Source organism: SAR202 cluster bacterium (genome assembly GCA_016872285.1).
Classification (GTDB): domain Bacteria; phylum Chloroflexota; class Dehalococcoidia; order Lucifugimonadales.
On the sequence record VGZZ01000039.1, the window covers coordinates 1 to 23,064 of the forward strand.

Below are 23,064 nucleotides of genomic sequence, written 5' to 3' on the forward strand. Positions count from 1 at the left end.
TGCGAGGACGGCGATGAGGGAGACGGCGGTGACGGTGGCCGCTTCCAGGGTGGAGTCGCGGAAGAGGAGCAGGGGGACGATGATGAAGCCGCCGCCCGCGCCGATGAGGGTGCCCCAAGTGCCTGCCCCGATGCCGATGGCGACAAGTTCCAGAAATTCAGTGACGCTCAAATAATCCTCCTGACTACTGTCGTTAAGTCCAACGATGCTGACTGCGTGAGAAGGGGAGAATATATACGGGGCGTGTCAGTATAAGTCTGGCGTAGTTACCATCACAACAGATTCCTCGACCCGATTAACATCGGGATTTCGCGATTGGTATAGCCAAGTTAAGGTGCTCAAACTGCGTCCCGATGAGTACATCAGGTCTCCGCTCGGAATGACAATACGTCTTCTTTTTTCATTTTCACCAGTTTCCAGTTAGCGCCAGGCGACACCATATAAATACAGTTGTCTCTACAATGGAACCGAATAAGGCTTAGACGGGGTCAGCGGAGGGCGGGGAGGACGTCTTTGACTAGGCGGCGGACGTCGTCCATGGTGGTGTGGTAGCGGAGGCCCCGCTGGTCCAGGTCGGTGAGGCGCTTTTTGTCCTTGGCCTCGTAGGGGGCGCGGAGGCTGAAGATGAAGGAGCGCACGCCCAGGTCGATGTAGGCCTGGAGCTTGCCGATGACCTCCTCGGGGTCGCCGGTGATAGTGGCGTCGCGGGCCTGCTGGAGGGTCTGGTTGTTGGACCTGGCGTGGACTTTGAGGGCGTTTTCGATGCGGCGGTCGTCGTCACTGACCAGGAAGTCGACGTTTAGTGACAGGGCGATCTCGTTAAAATCGCGGCCGATTCTCTTGCAGTGTTCTCGGAGAACTTCCAGCTTGTGGGCGTAGTCCTTTGTGGTGCCGTTGAGGTTCCAGTTCCACTCGTCGGCGTAGCGGGCGGCCACGGCCATGGTGCGCTTCTCGCCGCCGCCGCCGATGACGATGGTGGGATGGGGGTCCTGGACGGGCTTAGGCTCGAAGGGCGCGTCCTTTATCTGGTAGTACTTGCCGTCGAAGGTGGTGCGCTCCCGGGTCCAGAGGGACTTGATGATATGGACGCCCTCGGCGAACCGCTCGACCCGTTCCCTGGGCGGCGGCAGGGGTATGCCGTAGGCGGTGTGCTCAGGCTCGTGCCAGCCGGCGCCGACGGCCAGGATAGCGCGTCCGTCGCTGACGTGGTCCAGGGTGGTGGCGATTTTGGTCAGGGCCACGGGATGCCGGAAGGTCATACAGGTGACCAAAGTGCCGAGCCTGGGTTTTTTGATCACCTGGGAGAGGGCGGTGAGGAGGGTCCAGCCGTCGGGGGCGGGGCCGTCGATGATGCGGGTGCCGGTGGGGAGGAAGTGGTCGTAGACCCAGAGGTGTTGGAAGCCGAGGGCCTCGGACTCCAGCCAGGTGTCGCGGATTTGCGGCCAGGTAGCCTCTTGCTGGCCGGTCTGGAGTCCAAAGGTGACTTTAGGTTTGGGCATTGGGGTCTCCTTTAATATTAAGGGGATTATAGGGGCGGGGGCTTTGCGGGGGAAGCTGACCTCGGTCTTGGGTGGGGAACCCTCATCACCCTTAGTCCCTCTTCTCCCGTAGTCGGGAGAAGAGGGAAAGAAAATATGGAGCACCTCATCACCCCCTATCCCCCTCTTCTCCTTTTCAATAGGAGAAGGGGGGGGGGGGGGGCCCGGGGGGGGAGGGGCCCCCAGGCCCCGTATGCCTATGAGGCTTGTGGTTTTCACGAATAGAACCATCCATAGAAGGAAGAAGACAGCGGCCACGAGTTAATGTAGACGTAACTTGCCAGGGGTAGAAGGTGGACGTAATATGGTCGGGAGACAGGAAGACATGCCTAAATACGAGTCAAAGTTCAGCTTGGGGTCAGTGGAGAGCATACGGCCTGAGGCGGAGGGCAGCCCGGGCAAACGGACGTTTCGGTTGGCCGTTAAATCGGGCAGCGCATCAGCGTCGCTATGGCTGGAGAAGGAGCAGTTGCAGCAGGTGGCGTCGTACATACACCAGGTGGCGGAGTCGCTGTCGGAAGACTCGTTAGGGAGCGCGCGGGACGCGCCGGAGGGGCCGTGGTCCGGGGACGCGCGGACCTTCGACTTCAAAATCGGGCAGTTGTCCATGGGCCACGACGCCGCACCCAGTCCTTCTTGTTCCTGGTCCACAGCACGGACTCGCCGGTGCAGGGGCCCGCGGACCTGAGCTTCTGGATCAATATGAACCTGGCGCGAGAGTTTTCCAAAGAGGCTATCACCGTATGCAACGCAGGCCGGCCTCGATGCTTTCTATGCAGCCGTCCCATAGGTCCTGAGGGCCACATGTGCGTGAGGGCCAACGGCCATCAAAAATTCCAGCCCTAGCCGGCCGTTACCTTGTCTATGTCCAACGATGCGTCGGTGCTCCGCCTTCTGCGAGAGGGCGAGATTGTCTCCCATGCGCCTTCACCGGTAGGTTCCAACTACACCTTTCTGGTGAAGATCAGGGGGGCTTCCGGCCAGGAGGTTAAGGCGATTTACAAGCCCAGGGACGGCGAGGTGCCGTTGTGGGACTTTGAAAGCGGGACCCTTTATAAGCGCGAGTACGCCGCCTACCTGTTCAGTCAGGTCCTGGGCTGGAGGTTTATCCCCGAGACGGTCGTTCGCGACGGGCCTTATGGCATAGGGTCGGTGCAGCGGTTTGTGCATCACGGGCCCAACAGCTTCTACCACCACATCCACGAGAACCACCGGGAGGAGCTGAGAGCTATTCACTGCTTCGATATCATCGCCAACAACGCGGACCGGAAGGCGGTGCATCTTTTCCGCGACGCCGAGGGCAAGGTGTGGGGCATAGACCACGGATTGACGTTTAACCACGTGCCGAAGCTGAGGACGGTGGTGTGGGACTTCTGGGGCGAGCCGCTGACGCCGCCGATACAGGAGGCCATGGAGGCTTTTTTGAAGTCGATGAAGTCGCCGACAGGGCAGGTGAAGGAGATGCTGGGCCTGCTGCATCCGGTGGAAGTGGAGGCGCTGGGGAAGCGGATGGAGTGGATAGCGGAGATGGGGGCCTTTCCTGAGGTGAGGAGGTATTAGCGATTCCTCGCCTGGACAGTGGTCTAAAGGAGGAGGTCGGCAAGATAATGAAGCTGACGCCGGCGGAGCGCTTTATAAAAGCATCTATGGAGCATGGCGAGGAGAGTGACTCCAACCCTAAGCGTGCTAACAAGGCCTATGACGAGAAAATCAAAGCACTGTGCGAATTGCGAAAATCGGATGACCTCGGCAAGGCTGCCCTCCTAACATTGTTGGACCACTCATCTCCATTTGTTCGCTGCTCAGCTGCTGTTTATTTGCTCGAGTTGGAGCCAGTGAAGGCGGCGAAGGTACTAAAGGCAATTGATAAGGATTCAAAGGTAGATTGGGTGGCCAGGGTTGATGCTCATATGGTTCTCAGGGAATGGAAGGTAGGCAGGCTTAAGTTACCCTTTGGTCGAAATGGAGAGTATCTACCGATTAAGCCGCCACCTAAAGGTATATGGCGCACAAAACGTAAGTGCGGGACTTCGTTGTTAGAGCAGTTTACCAAGGCCTCTTTAAGGTATGGCGAAGGAATGGAATCCCATAATTCCAAGAAAATCGAGTGGGCCAAGGACAATATGGACGAGGCCTCGCGCGAATTATGGAAGTCCTATGATCATGGCAAGGCAGCCCTCATCCCGCTGTTGGATCATCCATCACCACACGTCAGGCGTTCAGCCGCTATATATTTGCTAGCGTTGGAGCCTGTAAAAGCGGCCAAGGCTTTAGAGACCATCGCCAACGAACGCTTAGGTTTTGTCAGTCTTCTTTCTGAGACAACTCTAATTGATTGGAGGGCTGGCAGACTCACGATGCCCTTTGGGACGAATGGAGAATACATACCGATAATAGAGCCACCTAAGGAATCATATTCAAATCAATAATTGAGGGGATAGCGGAACTAGGAGCTATGCCCGTCGGTGGTGAAGAGGGTGGTGTAGTAGCCTTTCATCGATTCGCCGAGGCGGCGGAGCTTTTGTTCGACCAGGTGGTTGACGGTGCCTTTAGGGTAGGAGCCGTCAGGCTGGCGCTGGCCGGCGGGTATGCCGGTGAGGATTTCAATGCCCTCGTCGATGGTCTTGACTGAGTAGATGTGGAATTTGCCTTGCCGGACGGCCTCAACCACGTCCTGCCTCAGCATGAGGTTTTTCACGTTCTGGTGGGGAATGACGACGCCCTGGGCGCCAGTGAGGCCTTTGAGGCGGCAGAGGTCAAAGAAGCCTTCGATTTTTTGGTTGACGCCGCCAATGGGCTGGATCTCGCCCTTCTGGTTTACCGAGCCCGTGACGGTGATGTGCTGCTTGAGGGGCAGTTCCGAGAGGCTGGAAAGGATGGCGTAAAGCTCGGCGGAGGAGGCGCTGTCGCCCTCAACGCCGTCGTAGGACTGCTCGAAGCTGAGGGTGGCGGAAAGGGATAGAGGCTTGTCCTGGGCGTACTTCCAGCCTAGGTAGCCGCTGAGGATAAGGACGCCTTTGTTGTGGATGGGGCCGCTAAGCTGGGCCTCGCGCTCTATATTCATCACGCCGCGGCCGCCGGTGAAGGTGCGGGCGGTGATCCTGGCGGGGCGGCCAAAGCTGATATCGCCGAGGTCGTAGAAGACCAGGCCGTTGACCTGGCCGACGACCTCGCCCTCGGTATCCACCATGATAACGCCCTGGGCCAGGAGGTTGCGCAGGCGCTCCTCGATGAGGTTGTGGCGGTAGAAACGCTCGTCCAGGGCCTTTTTGACGTGGACGCCGCTGACCATGGCGGCGTTGGCCTGTCGGGCCCAGTAGTCGGACTCGATGAGGAGGTCTTTCATGACACCGAATCGTGAGGACAGCTTGTACTGGTCGCTGACGATGCGGGCGGCGTGCTCGATGACCTGGGCGGCGGCGGACTGGTCGAAGGGCAAGAGCTTTTCCGTCTTGCATGTGGCGCAGATGAAGTTGCAAAAGCCCTGGATGTTTTCGTCGTTGCGGTCGATCTGAAAATCGAACTCGGCTTTGACCTTGAAAAGCTCCCACAGGTCTTCCTGGTCGTACGTGTAAAGCTGCCGGTATGTGTACTCCTCGCTGGTGACTATGACCTTGATGTTCAGCGGGATGGGCTGGGGCCGGAGCCCCTGGGGCGCCAGCATGCCAAACTGCTCGTAGGGGTCTTCCAGCCGAGCTTCGCGATTGCGAATTATCCGTTTCAGCCCTTCCCAGACGCCCGGGTTCAATAGAAGCTCTCGCGCGTTCAGGATTAGATAGCCGCCGTTGGCGCGATGGACGCCGCCGGCCTTGAGCATGGTGTGGTCGCTGAGATAGGTGCCCATGACGGCGCGGCGCTCGATGCGGCCAAAGAGGTTGCCCCAGGTAGGATTGGACTCAATAATAATGGGGGTATTTTTTATCTCGCTGTTGTCGACAAACAGGTTGACTTCATAAGGGAGGAAGGGGTTTCTGGGCATTCCCGGAATGGGGATGAGGCTGGGGACTACGGGGGCGGTGAGAGTGGGAGGGCGATCTTGTGGTTCCTGGGGTTCCTGGGGCTGGAACTGGGCCAGGTTGTTGAAGGTGTATTCCTTCAAGGCGTTCACAAAGGCCTGGACTTCAGGCAGCTTCGAGAAGCCGCCGCTCAGCTCTTTGAAGATGAACATTAGGCCGGCCTCCGCGGCCTTGCGCTCCATTTCTCGCAGTTTGTTGACCGTCTCGGACTCTATGCCGCGGAGGGTTTCCAGGGTGGACTGAACTTTGGAGGATAGGCTTTCCCGCTTCTGCTCGATTTCGTTGCGGGTTGGCTCAGGCAGGGCCATGAAATCTTCAGGAGAGAGGGGCCGGTTGTCTTTGAGGGGGAAGATGTTGACGCCCATGGGCGAGAACTGGATGCCGAAGCCTATTTGCCGCGCCTCCAGCTGAATCTCCTCCAGGGTGCGCTGGTGGCGGCCCCTGCCTTCCTCCTCAATGGCCTTTCGATGGGCTTTGTACTCATCATCGTTGAATATCTTGTGAAGCTCGCTGCGAATGTTCTTGAGGAGGTTTTCTACCTGGCTGCGGAATTTCTTTCCCATGCCCTGGGGCAGTCTCAGCACCTTGGGCTGATCGGGGTCTGTGAAGTTATAGACATAACACCAGTCGAAGACCTGGAACTTGATATTTTTGGAGAGGTGTTCTTCGACGAGGTCGTCGATGTGGGTCTTGATGGCGGAGGCCTTGCCGGTGCCGTTGAGGCCGGTGACGAGGAGGTTGTAGCCAGGCTTTTCGACCTCCAGGGCGAAATGGATGGCGTCGATGGCGCGTTTCTGGCCGATGAAGCCGTCCAGGGGCTGGAGATCGTCGGTGCAAGTGAAGGGGAAGGCGGCGGGGTCGATGGACCAGCGGACTTGCTCTACTGGAAGTTTGAACCGCTCCAGGGCGCTTGCCTTAGTTTTGGCGACGCTGTTGGACCTGCGCCCGGGCTTGGTGGTCTTAGGAGGCATGAGAGGATTATAGCATCATGAACATGGTTGAGAAGCGTGGGAGTATAATGAAAGAGCGACGCTGATGAGTGGGGTTAGCTTACCTTGACACTCAAGGAAAGCGAAACCTACAATTAGCGTACGATGAAGGAGGCAGATATCACATGCATGAGATGACCATCGACAGCATCCGGGTCAGCCTCATGAACTACCAGCGGGTGGTCATCTTGAAGCAGAAGGAAGCCGACCGGTATCTGCCTATCTGGATCGGCCCCGCCGAAGCGGATGCCATCGCGGTGAAGCTGCAGGACATCTCGGTCCCGCGTCCTCTGACTCACGATCTGCTCCAAGCCATCATCGACAACCTGGGCGCCACCGTCACTCACATCCTGGTCAGCGATTTGAAGAACGACACCTTCTTCGCCAAGATTGGGCTGAAGGTGGACGGGAAGGCGGTGGAGATAGACTCGCGGCCCAGCGACGCCATTGCCCTGGCGGTGCGGGCGAGGGTGCCGATATTTGCTGAGGACACGGTGCTGGACCAGGCGGGGATTCAGTTGGACGCTGAGACGGGCAAACCCATTGTGCCGGATGAGGCGGCGGGGGACAAGCCAACGAAGGTCAAGGAGGAGGAGATACAGAAGCTCTCAGCCTTCACGGACTTCATCAACAGCCTGGACCTGGAGGACTTCGGCAAGCCTCAGAAGGGCTAGACATAATCTTAACGCTGGCGGCAGAGTCCCCGACCGTGTAACATGACGGTCGGGGACTCTTATTTTGGGCGTGACGATTTCCGTATTGACTTGGGGGGTCGATAGTGATAATCTTCACACAGTCTCTCAGGTAGCCATGTCTGGGTGGGCCGTTGCCCTCAGACTGGCTGGGCTGGGATGGTACGTAGCCTTCTGCATAGTCCTTGGAGTCGGCGGTGGAGTCTGGCTGGACAAGAAGGCGGGCACCACTCCGCTTTTTATCCTGCTAGGAACGGTGCTGGGTGTGGTGGTGGCCTTCTACGGCATATATAAACTGGTGGCGTCATTGATGGCAGATTCGGACCGCAGCGGTAACAATGCGGGCAAGGGTGCGGGCTAATGGCTGAGCCCAACAAGAAGTCCACCTCCAAAAAGTGGATAGTCAGGACAATATTAATAGGTCTTGCCGTCATGGCGTTGTACGGAGTCATTGTTGGGGCCATCGGCGCGACGCTGAGGGACTCGGACCCGATTTTGGAGACGCCGGAAGTGCACCTGCCGGCGGGGGCCGTGTTCCCGGAGGAGAAGCGGGAGGAGTCGGCGCGGGGCGAGAACCTGGGGATCATGGGCTTCGCCATCACCAACACCATGCTCTCATCGTTCATTACCACTATTATCCTGGCTTCGATACTGATTATCGGCGCGTCGAAGAAGAGTTTGGTGCCGGGCCGCTTTCAGGCGCTGGTGGAGACGATTATCGAGGCACTGCTGAACTTTGTCGAAGGCGTGGCGGGTAAGCGGTTTGGGCGGGCGTTTTTTCCAGTCATCGCCACGGTATTTCTATTCGTGATGTTGAACGCGTGGATGGGCCTGCTTCCCTTCTACCCCGCGCTGGGTTTTCATCCCGAGCATCACGATGTGGAAGAATCGGGTGTGGTGGAGAGCTATGACGGCGCAAGGCTGGTGCTGGAGGGCGGCCACACATTCCTAATCGACAAAGAACACACTGTATTTGAGGACCATGCAGAGCCGCACGTAGGCGAGGAGATTGAGGTGGCGGGCGAGAAAACGGACCAGAAGGATGTGTACGAGGCGTCCATTGTTTCGCACCACCTGCCTGGGAAGATAGACCTGCTGCGGCCGGCGGGCACGGATTTGAACATGCCGCTGGCCCTGGCTATTGTCTCCTTTCTGTTCGTGGAGTTCTGGGGGCTGAGGTCTCTGGGCTTCGGATATCTGGGGAAGTTCTTCAGGTTCGGTTGGATTCTCAAAGGCCCCAAGCACTACCTCAGCGGCGGCATCGACGCCTTTGTGGGCATACTGGAGGGCATCAGCGAGGTGGTGCGGCTGCTGAGCTTCACCTTCAGGCTGTTCGGCAACATGCTGGCGGGGGAGATATTGATACTGGTGGCCACTTTCTTGTTCCCCTTTGTTGTACCGAGCCTTTTCTTCTACGAGCTGGAGCTTCTGGTGGGCGTGATACAGGCCATGATATTTGCTGGACTGACGGTGACCTTCGCGACGCTGGCCGTGGCCCATCATGGAGACGAGCATTAGAGGTACAGAAATCAGTCTAGGGAGGTGAATCTTGGAGGTCCTGGTTTTCATATTCACGGTAGTGTTGGTGGCCCTGGTAGGCGCTCTGGTAGGCGGCGTTTACGCCATCTATGCCAGCAAGCAGAATCAATAGATATCCAAATCCCCGAGAAAATAATAGGAGAGAGGTAAGGAAACATGTTGGAAGAAAATGCTGCAAAGCTACTGGCGGCGGGCCTGGCCATAGGCCTGGGCCTTCTGGGGCCGGGCATAGGCATAGGCATTCTCGGCTCCGCGGCCATGAACGCCATTGGGCGGAACCCTGAGGCCCGCGGCGCTATTCTGCAGAACATGATTCTGGCCATCGCCTTCGCCGAAGCCCTGGGCATCTACGCCCTCATTGTGGCGGTCATGTTAGCCCTGGTGGTATAGGCAACACGTAGGAAAATGGGAGGCTTTTTGTGGCAGAGCTAGGTTTAAATCTACCCAGCCTACTAATCTTCACCCTCAACTTTGGGCTGCTGCTGATAATCCTTTACCTCTTTGCGTATAAGCCGGTCCTGAAGCTGCTGGACCAGCGGGCCGAGCGCATACGCGAGAGCCTGGAGGCGGCGGACAAGGCCCGACAAGAAGCCGCCGCGTCCCAGGCCAAAACCCAGGAGCAGCTGGCCGAGGCCCGTCGAGAGGGGCAGCGGCTGCTGGACCAGGCCCGAACACAGGCGGAGAAGTACCGCGAGGACGAGATGGTGAAGGCTCGCAAGGAGTCGGAGGCGTTTGTCGAGCGGGCGCGCCAGGACATCCAGCGGGAGCGGGACGACGCCATTGAAGAGGTGAAGGCCAACTTCGCGCGGCTGACTATTCAGGCGGCGGAGCGGGTCATAGGCAAGTCGCTAGACGATAGGGCCCATCGGGACCTAATTGTGAAGGTCCTGGAAGAGGGCCAGCAGATGAGGAAGGGCTAGGCTTTAATGGCGGAAAAAGGCGGGGCCAAACGCTACGCCCAGGCGGTCTTCGAGCTAGCTCTGGAAGGGGACAACGCCAACGCGTCTTTGGACGGCTGGGTTAGAGACTTACGGGCCGTCGGCCAGGCCGTCAGCGACCCGAGCTTTAAGACCTTTCTGGAACACGCCAAGATTCCTCTGTCTAGAAAGACCAAGGCCCTGCGAGAAGTCCTGCCTAACATCAACCCCAAGGCGAGGAACCTGGTGGCCGTGGTGGTGTCGAAGGGGCTGGTGGAGCGGCTGCCGCGCATCGAGCAGGAGTTTGTCCAACTTGTGGACAAGCATCGCGGCATCGAGCGGGTGAGCGTGACCTCCGCCGTGCCTTTAAATGATCAAGAAAAGCAGCGCATTGGAAAATTTGTTGAGGAGCTTACCGGCAAAAGGGTTGTGCTGGACACTCGGGTGGACGCCTCCATCCTCGGCGGCCTGCTTATTAAGGTGGGCGACAGGGTGATGGACGGCAGCGTCAAGTCCAAGCTGGAGGGCCTGCGAAGCGAGTTGGAGCGGGCGCCGGTAGGTTCGCGAGCATAGGTTTGCAGCCAGGAGGCTAATTCATGACGACGCGCGGTTCAGACATAGTAACGGTCATAAAGCGGCAAATCGAAGAGTTTGCCGGCGAGCTCCGGATGGTGGACGTGGGGACAGTGGTGGAGGTGGGCGACGGCATCGCCCGCATCCAGGGCCTCCAGGGCGCGCGGTACAGCGAGCTTTTGCAGTTCCCCAAGGATATCTTAGGCCTGGCGCTAAACCTGGAAGAGGACACGGTGGGCGCCGCCATCATGGGCGACCCCAACGCTATTAAAGAGGGTGATCAAGTACGCTCGACGGGGCGCATCATCGAAATACCCGTTGGCGACGCCATGGTGGGCCGCGTGGTGGACGCCCTGGGCAGGCCGCTGGACGGCAAAGGCCCCATCCGCTCCACCAAGAACCGGCCTGTCGAGCGCATCGCGCCCAACGTGGTGGTGCGGCAGTCGGTGAACGTGCCGGTGCAGACGGGCATTAAGGCCATCGACTCAATGATACCCATAGGCCGCGGCCAGCGCGAGCTAATCATCGGCGACCGGTCCACCGGCAAGTCTGCCATCGCCCTGGACGCGATTATCAATCAGAAGGGCCAGGACCTGCTCTGCATATATGTCGCCATCGGCCAGAAGCAGGGCAAGGTGGCCAACGTAGTGGCCCAGCTGGAGAAGCACGGGGCCATGGCGCACACAGTAGTAGTGGCGGCCAACGCGTCGGACCCGGCGCCGCTGCAGTACATCGCGCCCTACACCGGCTGCACCATCGGCGAAGAGTTTATGGAGGCGGGGAAGGACGCGCTGATTATCTACGACGACCTGAGCAAGCACGCCTGGGCCTACCGACAGATGTCGCTGCTGCTGAAGCGACCGGCGGGCCGCGAGGCCTACCCCGGCGACGTGTTTTATCTCCACAGCCGCCTGCTGGAGCGGGCCGCGCGACTGGACAAGGAGCACGGCGGCGGCTCCCTCACCGCCCTCCCCATCATCGAAACGCAGGCGGGGGACGTCTCCGCTTACATTCCTACCAACGTCATATCGATTACCGATGGCCAGATATACCTGGAGCCGGAGGCGTTCAACGCGGGCATACGCCCCGCCGTGAACGCCGGCATATCGGTGTCGCGAGTGGGCGGCGCGGCGCAGACTCGCGCCATGCGCAAGGTGGCGGGACGCTTGCGTTTGGACCTGGCGCAGTACCGCGAGCTGGCGACGTTCGCCCAGTTCGGCACGTCGGACCTGGACAGGGCCACGCGGGCGCAATTGGAGCGGGGGCAGCGCAGCATCGAAATCCTGAAGCAGCCCCAGTACCAGCCCATGTCGCTGGGCAAGCAGATTACCATCTTCTACGCCCTGGCCAACGGCTACCTGGACGACGTTCCCATCCCCCAGTGCCGCGCCTTTGAGGATGCGATGCATCGTTACATGGAGACCAGCTATCCGCAAATCGAGCGCGACATCATGGCGAAGAAGGACATCACGCCGGAGATAGAGGAAGCGATGAAGAAGGCCCTGGGCGAGTTCAAGGCTACGTTCAAGGCCTCGACCTAAGGCGATAACTAAACATGCCTAGCCTGAGACAGCTAAGACGGCGCATTCGCAGCGTTGAGAACACCGCCAAGGTGACCAACGCTATGCAGCTCATCGCGGGGTCCAAGATGCGCCGCGCCCAGCAGTTGGTGCTGGCGGGCAGGCCCTATGCCGAGAAGCTGGCCCAGGTCATAGCCGATTTGGAGGCGCAGCCTCGCGAGGAGAGCGGCGGGCACCCGCTGTTGGACCGCCGGCAGGTGAATCGAATCCAGGTCTTGCACCTGACGCCGGACAGGGGACTGTGCGGCGGCCTTCACGGCAACATGAACCGGCGGGTGGCCCAGTTCATTCTCGAGAAGCGGCCTACGCCTGTCAGCATCATCGCCGTGGGGCGCAAGGGTCGAGACTTTATGGCGCGGTCGAGGCAGGACTTGCAGGCTGCCTTCGTCAATATTGGGGACAGGCCGGCGATTAAGGACATCCTGCCCATATCCCAGCTCATCTTGAAGAATTACATGGAGGGCCAGGCGGACGAGGTCTATCTGGCATATCCCAAATTCATCTCGCTGGTGTCGCAGCAGCCTGAGATAGTGAAGCTTCTGCCGGTGGACCCGGCGGAACTGCCCGCCGAGTCCAAGGTAGGCTATATATACGAACCCAACCCCGCGGCCGTGCTGAACGCGCTGCTGCCTCGATTCGTGGAGATGGAGATATACCACGCCATGCTGGAGCTGAGCGCCAGCGAGCAATCGGCCCGAATGGTTGCCATGCGCAACGCCACAGACAACGCCAACGAGCTGGTGGACGAGCTAACCCTGGACCTGAACAAGGTGAGGCAGAACGCTATCACCAGCGAGATCCTCGACATCATCGGCGGCGCTATGGCCTTGAGGTCTTAGAAATCGACTCGTCCCGATCCGCCGCAGGCGGACGGGACACTGGAGGACGGAAATGGCTAAGGGTAAGGTGGTGCAGGTCATCGGCACGGTGGTGGACGTGGAGTTCCCGCCGGACCAGCTGCCAGGCCTGTTTAACGGGCTGACGCTGGACAACAACGGCGAGAAGCTGGTGCTGGAAGTGGAGCAGCACATCGGCAACAACTGGGTGCGCTGTCTAGCGCTGGGGCCTACCGAGGGCCTGGCCCGGGGCACCGAGGCCGATGATACCGGCTCGCCGGTGCCTGTGCCGGTGGGGCAGGAGACCCTGGGGCGCTTATTTAACGTGACCGGCGACCCGCTGGACAACCTGGGGCCGGTGGAGGCGGGCCAGAGGTGGCCTATTCACCGCGCGCCGCCGTCCTTTGAAGAGCAGTCCAGCGCGGTGGAGATTCTGGAGACGGGCATCAAGGTCTTTGACCTTATCACCCCCTTCACCAAGGGCGGTAAGATTGGCGCCTATGGCGGCGCCGGCGTCGGCAAGACGGTTATTATCACCGAGCTTATTCGAAACATCGCCGCCGTGCACAAGGGCGTGTCGGTGTTCGCGGGGGTGGGCGAGAGGTCCCGCGAGGGCAACGACCTGTGGCACGAGATGAAGGACTCCGGCGTGCTGGGCAGCACGGTGCTGGTCTTCGGCCAGATGAACGAGCCGCCGGGCGTGCGCGCGCGCATCGGCCTCACGGGTTTGACCATGGCCGAGTATTTCCGCGACGAGCAGGGCCAAGACGTTCTGTTGTTCATCGACAACATATACAGGTATATCCTCGCCGGTATGGAAGTGTCGGCGCTGCTGGGCCGCATGCCGTCGGCGGTGGGCTACCAGCCCACGCTGGCGACGGAGATGGGCGCTCTGCAAGAGCGCATCACGTCGACCAAGAAAGGCTCCATCACCTCCTTCCAGGCCATCTATGTCCCCGCCGACGACTACACCGACCCCGGCATTGTCACCACCTTCGGCCACCTGGACGCGGTGGTGGCGCTGGAGCGCGCGTTGGCCTCCCAGGGCCTCTACCCTGCGGTAGACCCGCTGGCGTCCTTCTCACGAATCATGGAACCTGGCACCGTGGGCGAAGAGCATTATCGGGTGGCGCGAGGCGTCATCGAAGTGCTGCAGCGCTACCGCGACCTTCAGGACATCATCGCTATCCTGGGCGTCGAGGAGCTATCGGAGGAGGACAAGCTGGTGGTGGCGAGAGCTCGCCGCATACAGCGCTTCCTCACCCAGCCCTTCTTCGTCGCCGAGGCGTTCACCGGCATTCCCGGCAAGTACGTCCAGGTGAAGGACACGATTCGGGGCTTCACCGAAATTTTAGCGGGCAAGCATGACAACCTGCCGGAGCAGGCCTTCTATATGAAGGGGACCATTGAAGAGGTGATAGCGACGGCGGAGAAGATGGGAGTCGGGGCCAAGGCCTAGGTTTATCCATGGCAACAATGCAACTAGAAATCATCACCGCCGAGCGCATCGTCTATTCCGACGAGGTGGAGGCGGTGGTGGCGCCGGGCGTGGAGGGCGAGCTTGGCATACTGCCGCACCACGCCTCGCTGATGACTATGCTGCAGCCCGGCGAGCTGATTATTCGCAAGGGCGGGCAGGAGAACTACCTGGCCGTGACCGGCGGCTTCCTGGAAGTGATGAACAACAAGGTCACCGTCCTGGCCGACGCCGCCGAGCGCTCCGAGGAGATAAATGAGGAGCGGGCGCAGGCGGCGATGAAGGCGGCCCAGGAACGGCTGGCCCAGCGCGGCGCCGACGTGGACCTGGAGCAGGCCATGGCCGCGGTGCGACGGGCCCAGGTGCGCTTGAATGTAGCGCGACGCCGCACTCGAGGCGGGCAGGCAGGACCGGGCGAGCGCCGGACCTAAGAGTTCACAAAATAAGTTAGAGAAAAGCCCTCCGACATTCGGAGGGCTTTTATTCTCCCGTCACGGCTGCTTGGGAGCGTGAGGGTCAGTCTGTGGGGTGTGTATGACCGCGTGCTCGGCGGCCTCCTCAGGGGGAGCGCGGAAGATAAGGGAGAGAATGACCGATGCGGCCAGCACCCCGATGACCACGACCAGAGAGATGTAGGTCTCCATGTGGTACCACTCGGAAGCGATCATCTTGGCGCCGATGAACACCAGGATTATCGCCAGGCCGTAGTGGAGGAACCGGAAGAGGGGCATGAGCCCGGCGAGGGCGAAGTACAGGGAGCGAAGGCCCATTATGGCGAAGGTGTTGGAGGTGTAGACGATGAAGGTGTTGGTGGTGATGGCGAGGATGGCGGGGATGGAGTCGACGGCGAAGATGAGGTCGGTGGTCTCCACTACGATAAGCACCATAAGCAACGGCGTCGCCATAAGCTTGCCGGCCTTGCGAACAATAAACTTGTCGCCTTCGTAAGTCGGGGTTACAGGTATGACGCGGCGGACCAGGCGCAGGATAAGGTTCTTCTCAGGGTCAACCTTCTTCTCTTTGCCGATGGCTATGCGGCTGCCGGTGATTATCAGGAAGGCGCCGAAGACGAAGATTATCCAGTCGAACCTCTCCAGCAAGGCCACGCCTAAAGCAATCATGGCGATGCGCATGACCATGGCGCCCACAATGCCCCAGAAGAGGACAAGGTGCTGGTCTTTGGCCGGAACGGCGAAGTAGGTGAAGATGAGGACAAAGACAAAGAGGTTGTCCACACTGAGCGAGTACTCCACGATGTAGCCTGTGAAGTACTCCAGGGATTCGTCCTTGCCGATGAAGATGTTTATGAGAACGCCGAAGACAACGGCAAAGGCGATCCAGATGCTTACCCAGGTGAGGGCCTCCTTTACCTTGATGACGTGGGCTTTTCTATGAGCGACGCCCAGGTCAAGGAATAGCATGATTCCAATGATGCCAAAGAAGACGAGCCATAAGGCGGTTTGGGCAGACAATTAAAGCCTCGCTAGAGTGAAGACATAAAATTGTGGAGGATACCTAGTAACTCTATGACCGGTTCACCAGGTAATAAGTCATGGACTGAAGGGCCAGCACGGGGTCCACGTTGCGCACCTTAACGTCCTTGGGCACTTGAGCGTAGACCGGCGCATAGTTAAGTATAGACTTTAAACCGCAGTCTGTAAGGCGTTTAATGGTGTCCTGGGCGACTTTACCGGGCACGGCGATAATGGCAATGTTTATTTTATGTTTCGCGATGGCCTTATCCAGGTCTTCGATGGGCTGCACTTTCAGGCTGGCGATGGTCTGGCCGACGATAGCCGGGTCCGAGTCGAAAGCGGCGACAATTTCGAAGCCTTCAGGCGCGAAGCCTGGGTAGCTGAGGATGGCCCGCCCCAGGCGTCCGACGCCCACCAGGCAGGCGTTCCACTTCTTGTTGAGGCCCAGTACCTGCTTAAGCTCGGCGATAAGATATCGGATATTGTAACCACGGCCCTGCTTGCCAAAACGGCCCAGATAGCTGAGGTCTTTTCTGATCTGGGCGGGGGTAACCTGAAGCTGCTCGCCCAACTGGGCGGAGCTGACTACGTCAACACCGGACTCCAGGAGGGAATAGAGGACTCGAATGTACTGAGGCAGTCGAGTAATCACCACCTCCGGTACGGAGTTGTAATTAGCCCCTCGATTTGCCTCTTGTCCTTCCAATCCACAGTCCTATGGTAAAGCGGCCCGCCGCAAACTTCGGCGGACGCCCGACTCTTACCCCTTTGTGAAAAGAGTTACAAGCCTTGGGGATTGTATTGCGCTTAGGACAAAAGTGTCAATATTCGTTAGATACGAATTCTGGGACGTTACATAAAATCTGAGGGGCGCTTCGGTCGGCTACCGGCTGGTTATAGTACGAAGGAATGATTTAGGCTTTCATCGAGGCGGGGAAATGTGTAATCAGGGGAAGCGGTCCCAGGGGTTGCGGCGCCGCCGGGGTGTCTGAAGGATGGGTTCCCGCCGGATGAGCCTGTAGATGACCGCCACCAGCATGCCGAGGACAAAGCCGCCGATGTGCGCCCAGTAGGCCACGCCGCCTTCCAGGACGCCCAGGGAACCGATGCCGGAGAAGAGCTGCAGGATAAACCAGAAACCGAGAACGAAAAGAGCAGGAAGTTGTATTACCGTGATGAGGAAGAAGATGACTACCGTGTTTATCCGATTCTGCGGGAACAGCACGAGGTAAGCGCCTAGAACGCCGGCCACGGCGCCGCTGGCGCCTACCATGGGGATTTCCGAATTGGTGTTAATTATCACCTGCGCCCATACCGCCGCCAGGCCCGCGGCCAGGTAGAACAGAAGGAATTTGAGGTGGCCGAACCGGGCTTCGATGTTGTCGCCGAAGACCCAGAGGTAGAGCATGTTGCCGATGATGTGGAGCCAGCCGCCGTGGACAAACATGGACGTGAAGGCGGTGCCCCACGTAGGAATTGGGGACGCGATGTCGACGGCCTCGAATCGGGTGAACCTGCCCTCTTGCACGGGACAACGGAACTGGGTGTAGTTCTCGCCGTTGAACAGCTCGCTGGGAATGACGCCGAATTTAGAAACAAAGGCGGTAACGTCACAGGAGTCGGAGAAGAGTACGGAGCCGCCAAGGGACAGCATGTAGAAGAAGACAAGGAGGTTCAGGCCAATGAGGCCATAGGTGACGTACGGCCGGGTGGTCCTGATGTTTTCGAGATCCCCTATGGGAAACAAAGCTCGCAACCTCGCTTGAGTGTTAAGACCGAGGGGTTGGAGGCAAGGAACATGGAGGCTCTATTCGCAGTCTATCAGATAGGGGCCGCGTGTACTACAAGACAAACCTGAGTCAACCGCTCTGGCGTCGACAACTAGGGCTTCATTGCCGCCTTGGAGAAGCTAAACTATAATCAATCGCCATCGTGTAGTAACTATCTGGAGGCATGTGTGCGAGACCGGACCCCGTGCAACGACATAGGACTGCGGCACGTCGGCAAGCGAGTAACGCTGGCGGGCTGGGTGCATCGCCGCCGCGACCACGGCGGAATTATATTTCTCGATCTGCGGGACCGGTCGGGTGTGGTGCAGGTAGTAGTGGACCCGGAGAAGATGCCGCAGGCCCACGATTTGCGCGTCGAGTGGGTGGTGAAGGTGTCTGGGCAGGTGGGGAAGCGGCCCTCAGGGACTGAGAATCCAAGAATGGCGACGGGGCAGGTGGAGGTTACGGCAGGAGGGCTGGAAGTGCTGAATCCAGCCAAGACGCCGCCTTTTTATATCAACGAGGAGCAGGAGGTCGAGGAGACACTGCGGCTGACCTATCGCTACCTGGACCTGCGGCGCGAGCGGATGAAGAACAACATTATCCTCCGGCACCGCGCCGTGAAGTTCATTCGCGACTTCCTGGACCAGCGAGGCTTTGTGGAGGTGGAGACGCCCATCCTCATCAAAAGCACGCCGGAGGGCGCCCGCGACTTCCTGGTGCCCAGCCGCTTGCAGAGGGGCAGCTTCTACGCACTGCCCCAGTCGCCGCAGCAGTTGAAGCAGCTGCTGATGGTGTCGGGACTGGAGAAGTATTTTCAGATCGCGCGGTGTTTTCGAGATGAGGACTTGAGGGCTGACCGGCAGCCGGAGTTCACGCAGATGGACCTGGAGATGAGCTTTGTCGGCCTGGCCGACGTCACTGGCCTCATCGAAGAGATGCACACACAGATAGTTAAGACCGTGACGCCCCACAAGCGGTTACTGAGTTCTCCCTTCCCGCGGCTGGACTACAAGGACGCCATGGGCCGCTACGGCAGCGACAAGCCGGACCTGCGATTTGGCATGGAATTGAAGGACATAACCGATCTGGCGCGGAACACTCAGTTTCAGGTCTTTAAATCGGCGGCGCAGGGCGGCGGTGTGGTGAAGGGCATTGTGGCGGCCGGCTGCGCCGGCTACTCGCGGCGGCAGACGGACGAGCTGGTGGAGTTTGTTAAGACCAAGGGCGCCAAGGGTTTGGTTACTATTGCACTAGGTCAGGGTGCCCTAGGCCAGGGTAAGGGAAGTCTGGATGGTCTGACTGTGGAGCAGGTGCGGTCATCGGCGGGGCGGTATTTGAATGTTGACGAGATAAAGGCCATGGGACAGCGGATGGGCGCGTCCATGGGCGACCTGCTGCTCATTGTGGCAGGGCCGGAGGCGGAGACCAACGGCGCGCTGGGCAGCCTGCGGCAGATGATGGGCGAGCGGCTCAAGCTGGCGGACCCCAACATTCTGGCCTTCGGCTGGGTAGTGAATTTCCCCTTGCTGGAGTGGAAGCCCGAGGAGAACCGGTGGGACTCGCCTCACAACCCCTTCTGCGCGCCGCTGGACCAGGACGTACACCTGCTGGACACCGACCCGGGCAAGGCCATGGCCAAGCAGTACGACCTGATATGCAACGGCTACGAGGCGGGCGGCGGCAGCATTCGCAACCATCGCCGCGAGGTGCAGGAGAAGATATTGGAGTTGATGGGGCACGACCAGGCCGCGAGACAGTCGCAGTTCGGGCAGCTTTTGGACGCCCTGGAGTACGGCGCGCCGCCCCACGGCGGCATCGCCACGGGCATCGACCGGCTGGTGATGCTGCTGGCGGGCGAGGACAACATTCGGCAGACCATCGCCTTCCCCAAGACCCAGAGCGGGACAGACCTGCTCTTCGGCGCGCCGTCGCCGGTGTCGGAGGCGCAGCTGAAAGAGCTGGGGATAAGGCTTTCGGGCGGATAGGCCGCAAGCCAACTGTCGAGGCCAAGCTAGCCGGAAGTTTAGCTTAACCGCCGCCTAGCTATGCTATAATCGAAAAATCGGATTTAGAGGAGTGTGCGTTCGTTGAAAGTTACCAGGGAGGCCACCCTTCCAACAGAGATCACCCTGAACATCGAGTTAGAGCCGGGGGACCTGGAACCGTATTTAGACCGGGCATACCGGCGTGTGGTCAATAAGGTCAGAGTGCCGGGCTTTCGTCAGGGGAAGGCGCCCAGGGCGGTGGTGGAGGGCATGGTGGGCCGCGACCACCTGCTGCACGAGGCCTTGGATTTCATGGTGCCCGAGTCGGTGGACAAGGCGGTGAAGCAGGAGAACATCAAGCCCTTCGTCCAGCCGGACATCGACGTTCTGAAACTCGACCCAATTCAGATTAAGGCCACCGTCCCGCTAGAGCCTAAAGTGGACCTTGGCGGCTACCAGGACATCCGCATGGAAGCCGAAAAGATCGAAGTCACTGAGGACAAGGTCACGGAAGTGCTGGAGCGGCTTCGGAAGGACACGGCGCCATGGGAGCCGGTGGAGGGGGCAGCGCAGTTCGAGGACCTGGTGACGCTGGATATGGAGGCCAAGTCGGAACTGCGGACCATCGCCAACCAGAAGGGCGTGGACTTCATCCCGTTATTGGAGAACCAGATGCCGCTGCCGGGGTTTTCGGTGCAGGTGGAGGGGATGAATAAGGGGCAGACAAAGACCTTCACGCTGAAAGCGCCGGAGGACTTCCCCGACAAGAGCGTGGCGGGCAAGGACTGCGAGTTCAAGGTCACCGTCCACGAGATCAAGCGCAAGAACCTGTCCACCCTGGACGACGACTTCGCCAAGGGCGCCGGCCAGGGCTACGAGAGCCTGGAGGCCCTCAGGAACAGCATCCGCGAGAGCCTGACCAAGGCGGCGCAGCGGGAAACGGACCAGGTTTTATATGAGAAAGCGCTGGGAAAGGTTATCGAAGGCGCGACTATCGAGATGCCGGACATGATTGTGCATCGCGAAGTGGGCCATATGATACGCGAGCAGGCCCAGGCGCTTCGCGCACGCCGCATGGACATGGAGACATATTTGCAGCAGGTCGGCAAGACGGAAGAGGACCTGCACAAAGAGTTTCAGCCTCAGGCCAAGGACAGGACAGTGCGGTCACTGGTGCTGAACAAAATGGCGGAAGACTTTAAGATAGAGGTGTCGCAGGAAGAGGTGTCGCAGGAGATCCAGGAGACAATATCGGCCCTGGAATCGCGGGATGCCAACATGCGGCGGCTTATGTCATCGCCCAGCATGAGGGCGTCGGTAGAATCATCGATTCGAGTTAGGAAGACCCTGGAGCGCCTGGCGGAAGTGGTGCAAGGCAAGGCTGGCAGCGCCCAGGTCGAGGAAGAGACGGCGGCTAAACCTGAACCGGAAGAAGGAGGAACCGAGAGTGACGCTTAATCCCCAGAACATCATCCCCATGGTCATTGAGACGGGCCCCCGAGGTGAGAGGGCCTTCGATATATACTCGCTGCTTCTTCGCGAGCGCATCATCTTTCTGGGCACGCCCATCATGGACCAGACGGCAAACCTCATCATCGCCCAGCTGCTGTTCCTGGAGCGTGAGGACCCGGACAAGGACATAAACCTGTACATCAACAGCCCCGGCGGCGTCATCACCTCCGGCCTGGCGATTTATGACACGATGAAGCTGATCAAGTGCGACGTGTCCACCATATGCGTGGGCATGGCCGCCAGTATGGCGACCATCCTGCTGTCGTCAGGGACGAAGGGTAAGCGGTACGCGCTGCCCAACTCGACGGTGCACATGCACCAGCCCATCGGCGGAGCGCAGGGCCAGGCCAGCGACATCGAAATCGCGGCGCGGGAGATACTGCGGGTGCAAGACAAGATTCGAAATATTCTGTCTGAGAACACGGGCCAGACTTACGACAAGATAGCCAGAGACACGGACCGGGACTACTACCTGACGCCGGAGCAGGCCAAGGAGTACGGGATTGTGGATGAGATTTTGATGAGGACGTCCACCAACGGGAAGAGCGCCTAGGTAAGAAAGAGACATTAGAAAAGGCCCTCCGATTCATCGGAGGGCCTTTTTTGTTGCCGTGTTAATATTGGCGGCATGGACAGAAAGCAGACAAGAGTAAACTCAGGAGATATCGTCACCACTATAAGATTGGCGCTGCGTGCCTCTTCGTCAGAACTCACTAGAAGATTTGAGAAAACTGAATCGGGCAAACTTGAATCGTGGTTAAAAGGGCCAAGGGATTTGGTGACTGAGGCGGATATCGCGTCAGACCAAGAGATTTCCAAGGTTCTTATGGCTACTTCGTTCTCCGCGAATATTCTCTCAGAGGAATCGACTAGTCAGGGTAAGATTGGGGATTTAACCTGGCTCGTTGACCCTTTGTGAGGAACGGTTCCATTCAGCCAGGGAATCGGCCACTGGGGAGCGAACATTGCGCTATGGTCTGGGCGAGACTTAATTGCCGGTGGAATCAGTGTTCCGCCTTTAGGCGAGGAATTGATTGCCGTGCGTGGAAGAGGGGTGGAGAGGAACGGGAAGCCTTGGAAGGCTACTCATCCGATGAATGAAGCGCTAGAGAGTACAACCGTCGTCGTTGAAAAATCCTTTGCGAATGAATTTATAGATTTTGCGCTGAAACAACACAGATGGATATCAAAACTTGGCTACATCAATGTGTTTGCATCCGGCACTTATCCGATAACGGAAATATGCCTTGGCCGCCTTGGGGCGGGTATATTCCCAGACATGGGCAAAGTACACGTTGCAGCAGGAGCAGCGGTAGCTCGGGAACTTGGTCTCAAAGTTACTGACGCCGCAGGGAAAGAGATCGATTGGTCTGGTAATAGCCGAATACCACTGCTGGTTATAGCCTGGTAAGACTTACATCAGCAACTTCTGGAATTGATTAACAGTTAGGCAGAGGCCTTTAACTGTCTCTCTATGTCCTTCGTCAGGTCCACCCCCTCCACCAGCTTCCCCGCCGCGTCCACCACCTGCCTGTCCTTAATTCGCACATCGCCGCCAGCTAACGATTTCAGGGTCTCCAGCAGCAGATAAGGTTCGCGGCGGTACTCCGCCTGGCGGATGAGTTTGAACAGCGGCAGGTCTTCGCCGTGGCGCTGCTTTAATTGGGCGACGGGCTGGCCCTCCATCTGCCGCCACGCGTCGCGGAAAGGCTGGGTGTCCAGGGGTAGGGTGAAGTAGGAGAGGACGGGGCCCTGGTCTAGCTCCTCGGTGACCAGGTGTATCATCGCGCCGGTCTTGTTCGCCTTGGATTCGATTAGCTGCCAGATAACACCCTGCCACTCGCCGGCAGGGCCGCCGGGGAGGGCGGGGTGGAGGTTGACCATGGCGTAGCGGCGGCACATCTCAGGGCTGACGATTCGCATGTAGCCGGCGAGGACACAGATGTCGGGCTGGTAGCCGCCGATAAACTCCATGACACGGCGGTCGTAGCGATTACGCATCTCGGTGGGCGGGAGGCCCTTCATCTCGCGGCGAAGGCGGCGGGAGGAGAGGGTGAGGAGGCGAAGGCCGTGGCGGCCCACGAGGTCGAAGAAGAGGTCGCTGCCCTCAGCCTCGCCCTCCTCGCGGTTGCTGAATACGAAGTCGATTTTGGCATCCAGTTC

26 protein-coding genes are annotated in these 23,064 nt (G+C 59.1%); 19 read left to right on the top strand and 7 right to left on the bottom strand.

All coding sequences use genetic code 11. The annotated features are described in order from the left end of the window. Both FJ320_10020 and FJ320_10025 read right to left on the bottom strand, forming a co-directional pair. Window positions 1-171, bottom strand: a 171-nt coding sequence (locus FJ320_10020; protein ID MBM3926298.1) for a sulfite exporter TauE/SafE family protein, incomplete at its 3' end; no start/stop codon positions are given. Between the two features lie 317 nt (window positions 172-488). Further along, entirely contained in the window at window positions 489-1,796 is a 1,308-nt protein-coding gene (locus FJ320_10025) for an LLM class F420-dependent oxidoreductase (protein MBM3926299.1), read from the bottom strand. A gap of 46 nt (window positions 1,797-1,842) precedes the next feature. On the opposite strand from FJ320_10025, the gene FJ320_10030 reads away from it, so the two are divergent. Genes FJ320_10030 through FJ320_10045 form a run of 4 tightly spaced genes read left to right on the top strand, consistent with a single transcriptional unit; the run spans window position 1,843 to window position 3,967 of the window. Then, entirely contained in the window at window positions 1,843-2,226 is a 384-nt protein-coding gene (locus FJ320_10030) for a DUF3090 family protein (protein ID MBM3926300.1), read from the top strand. Further along, on the top strand, window positions 2,205-2,384 hold the full coding sequence (locus FJ320_10035; protein MBM3926301.1) for a DUF3090 family protein: 180 nt from the start codon (window positions 2,205-2,207) through the stop codon (window positions 2,382-2,384). The genes FJ320_10030 and FJ320_10035 overlap by 22 nt, the downstream gene beginning before the upstream one ends. Window positions 2,385-2,396: 12 nt before the next feature. Then, window positions 2,397-3,098 (top strand): hypothetical protein, encoded by a 702-nt coding sequence (locus FJ320_10040; GenBank protein ID MBM3926302.1) that lies wholly within the window; start codon window positions 2,397-2,399, stop codon window positions 3,096-3,098. A gap of 47 nt (window positions 3,099-3,145) precedes the next feature. Next, the gene (locus FJ320_10045; protein MBM3926303.1) at window positions 3,146-3,967 is read left to right on the top strand and encodes a DUF2019 domain-containing protein; all 822 of its coding nucleotides are present in this window, start codon (window positions 3,146-3,148) and stop codon (window positions 3,965-3,967) included. A gap of 17 nt (window positions 3,968-3,984) precedes the next feature. Here FJ320_10045 and FJ320_10050 read toward each other — a convergent pair whose 3' ends face one another. Continuing rightward, window positions 3,985-6,525 (bottom strand): hypothetical protein, encoded by a 2,541-nt coding sequence (locus FJ320_10050; GenBank protein MBM3926304.1) that lies wholly within the window; start codon window positions 6,523-6,525, stop codon window positions 3,985-3,987. Window positions 6,526-6,668: 143 nt separating this feature from the next. Here FJ320_10050 and FJ320_10055 point away from each other — a divergent pair, with 143 nt between their 5' ends. The 10 genes from FJ320_10055 (at window position 6,669) to FJ320_10100 (ending at window position 14,588) form a co-directional block, all read left to right on the top strand. Beyond that, window positions 6,669-7,217 carry a bifunctional nuclease family protein gene (locus tag FJ320_10055; GenBank protein MBM3926305.1) on the top strand — a complete coding sequence of 183 codons (549 nt, stop codon included), beginning with the start codon at window positions 6,669-6,671 and terminating at the stop codon, window positions 7,215-7,217. Between the two features lie 136 nt (window positions 7,218-7,353). After that, window positions 7,354-7,596 carry an AtpZ/AtpI family protein gene (locus FJ320_10060; GenBank protein ID MBM3926306.1) on the top strand — a complete coding sequence of 81 codons (243 nt, stop codon included), beginning with the start codon at window positions 7,354-7,356 and terminating at the stop codon, window positions 7,594-7,596. Beyond that, window positions 7,596-8,753: a F0F1 ATP synthase subunit A gene (locus FJ320_10065; protein MBM3926307.1), complete on the top strand. Its 1,158-nt coding sequence runs from the start codon at window positions 7,596-7,598 to the stop codon at window positions 8,751-8,753. Before FJ320_10060 ends, FJ320_10065 begins: the two co-directional genes overlap by 1 nt. 180 nt (window positions 8,754-8,933) lie before the next feature. Next, entirely contained in the window at window positions 8,934-9,164 is a 231-nt protein-coding gene (locus tag FJ320_10070; GenBank protein ID MBM3926308.1) for an ATP synthase F0 subunit C, read from the top strand. A gap of 29 nt (window positions 9,165-9,193) precedes the next feature. Next, complete coding sequence (atpF, locus tag FJ320_10075; protein MBM3926309.1) at window positions 9,194-9,694, top strand: F0F1 ATP synthase subunit B; 501 nt, start codon at window positions 9,194-9,196, stop codon at window positions 9,692-9,694. A 6-nt stretch (window positions 9,695-9,700) separates the two neighbouring features. Beyond that, complete coding sequence (gene atpH / locus FJ320_10080; GenBank protein MBM3926310.1) at window positions 9,701-10,264, top strand: ATP synthase F1 subunit delta; 564 nt, start codon at window positions 9,701-9,703, stop codon at window positions 10,262-10,264. 23 nt (window positions 10,265-10,287) lie between these two features. Continuing rightward, a complete protein-coding gene (locus tag FJ320_10085; GenBank protein MBM3926311.1) occupies window positions 10,288-11,805 on the top strand; it encodes a F0F1 ATP synthase subunit alpha in 1,518 nt (505 codons plus the stop codon). 14 nt (window positions 11,806-11,819) lie between these two features. Beyond that, complete coding sequence (gene atpG / locus FJ320_10090; protein ID MBM3926312.1) at window positions 11,820-12,683, top strand: ATP synthase F1 subunit gamma; 864 nt, start codon at window positions 11,820-11,822, stop codon at window positions 12,681-12,683. Between the two features lie 52 nt (window positions 12,684-12,735). After that, window positions 12,736-14,139, top strand: a complete 1,404-nt coding sequence (gene atpD / locus FJ320_10095) for a F0F1 ATP synthase subunit beta (protein MBM3926313.1) — start codon at window positions 12,736-12,738, stop codon at window positions 14,137-14,139. An 8-nt stretch (window positions 14,140-14,147) separates the two neighbouring features. Next, the gene (locus FJ320_10100) at window positions 14,148-14,588 is read left to right on the top strand and encodes a F0F1 ATP synthase subunit epsilon (protein ID MBM3926314.1); all 441 of its coding nucleotides are present in this window, start codon (window positions 14,148-14,150) and stop codon (window positions 14,586-14,588) included. A gap of 60 nt (window positions 14,589-14,648) precedes the next feature. Here the strand turns inward: FJ320_10100 and FJ320_10105 are convergent, their stop codons facing one another. From FJ320_10105 to FJ320_10115, 3 genes are all read right to left on the bottom strand, one after another. Then, window positions 14,649-15,578 (bottom strand): TerC family protein, encoded by a 930-nt coding sequence (locus FJ320_10105; GenBank protein MBM3926315.1) that lies wholly within the window; start codon window positions 15,576-15,578, stop codon window positions 14,649-14,651. 103 nt (window positions 15,579-15,681) lie between these two features. Beyond that, entirely contained in the window at window positions 15,682-16,338 is a 657-nt protein-coding gene (locus FJ320_10110; protein MBM3926316.1) for a redox-sensing transcriptional repressor Rex, read from the bottom strand. A 240-nt stretch (window positions 16,339-16,578) separates the two neighbouring features. Beyond that, window positions 16,579-17,379, bottom strand: coding sequence for a rhomboid family intramembrane serine protease (locus FJ320_10115; GenBank protein ID MBM3926317.1), 801 nt, complete (start codon window positions 17,377-17,379; stop codon window positions 16,579-16,581). Window positions 17,380-17,589: 210 nt separating this feature from the next. Here FJ320_10115 and aspS point away from each other — a divergent pair, with 210 nt between their 5' ends. The 5 genes from aspS (at window position 17,590) to FJ320_10140 (ending at window position 22,312) form a co-directional block, all read left to right on the top strand. After that, window positions 17,590-19,389, top strand: coding sequence for an aspartate--tRNA ligase (gene aspS / locus FJ320_10120; protein ID MBM3926318.1), 1,800 nt, complete (start codon window positions 17,590-17,592; stop codon window positions 19,387-19,389). A 93-nt stretch (window positions 19,390-19,482) separates the two neighbouring features. Continuing rightward, complete coding sequence (tig, locus tag FJ320_10125; protein ID MBM3926319.1) at window positions 19,483-20,847, top strand: trigger factor; 1,365 nt, start codon at window positions 19,483-19,485, stop codon at window positions 20,845-20,847. Further along, window positions 20,837-21,454, top strand: a complete 618-nt coding sequence (locus FJ320_10130; GenBank protein ID MBM3926320.1) for an ATP-dependent Clp protease proteolytic subunit — start codon at window positions 20,837-20,839, stop codon at window positions 21,452-21,454. Before tig ends, FJ320_10130 begins: the two co-directional genes overlap by 11 nt. Before the next feature lie 75 nt (window positions 21,455-21,529). Continuing rightward, window positions 21,530-21,820 (top strand): hypothetical protein, encoded by a 291-nt coding sequence (locus FJ320_10135; protein ID MBM3926321.1) that lies wholly within the window; start codon window positions 21,530-21,532, stop codon window positions 21,818-21,820. Between the two features lie 24 nt (window positions 21,821-21,844). After that, the gene (locus FJ320_10140; protein ID MBM3926322.1) at window positions 21,845-22,312 is read left to right on the top strand and encodes a hypothetical protein; all 468 of its coding nucleotides are present in this window, start codon (window positions 21,845-21,847) and stop codon (window positions 22,310-22,312) included. A gap of 35 nt (window positions 22,313-22,347) precedes the next feature. Here FJ320_10140 and FJ320_10145 read toward each other — a convergent pair. Then, window positions 22,348-23,064: phosphoglycerate transporter (locus tag FJ320_10145; protein MBM3926323.1), on the bottom strand; the 717-nt coding region annotated here is incomplete at its 5' end.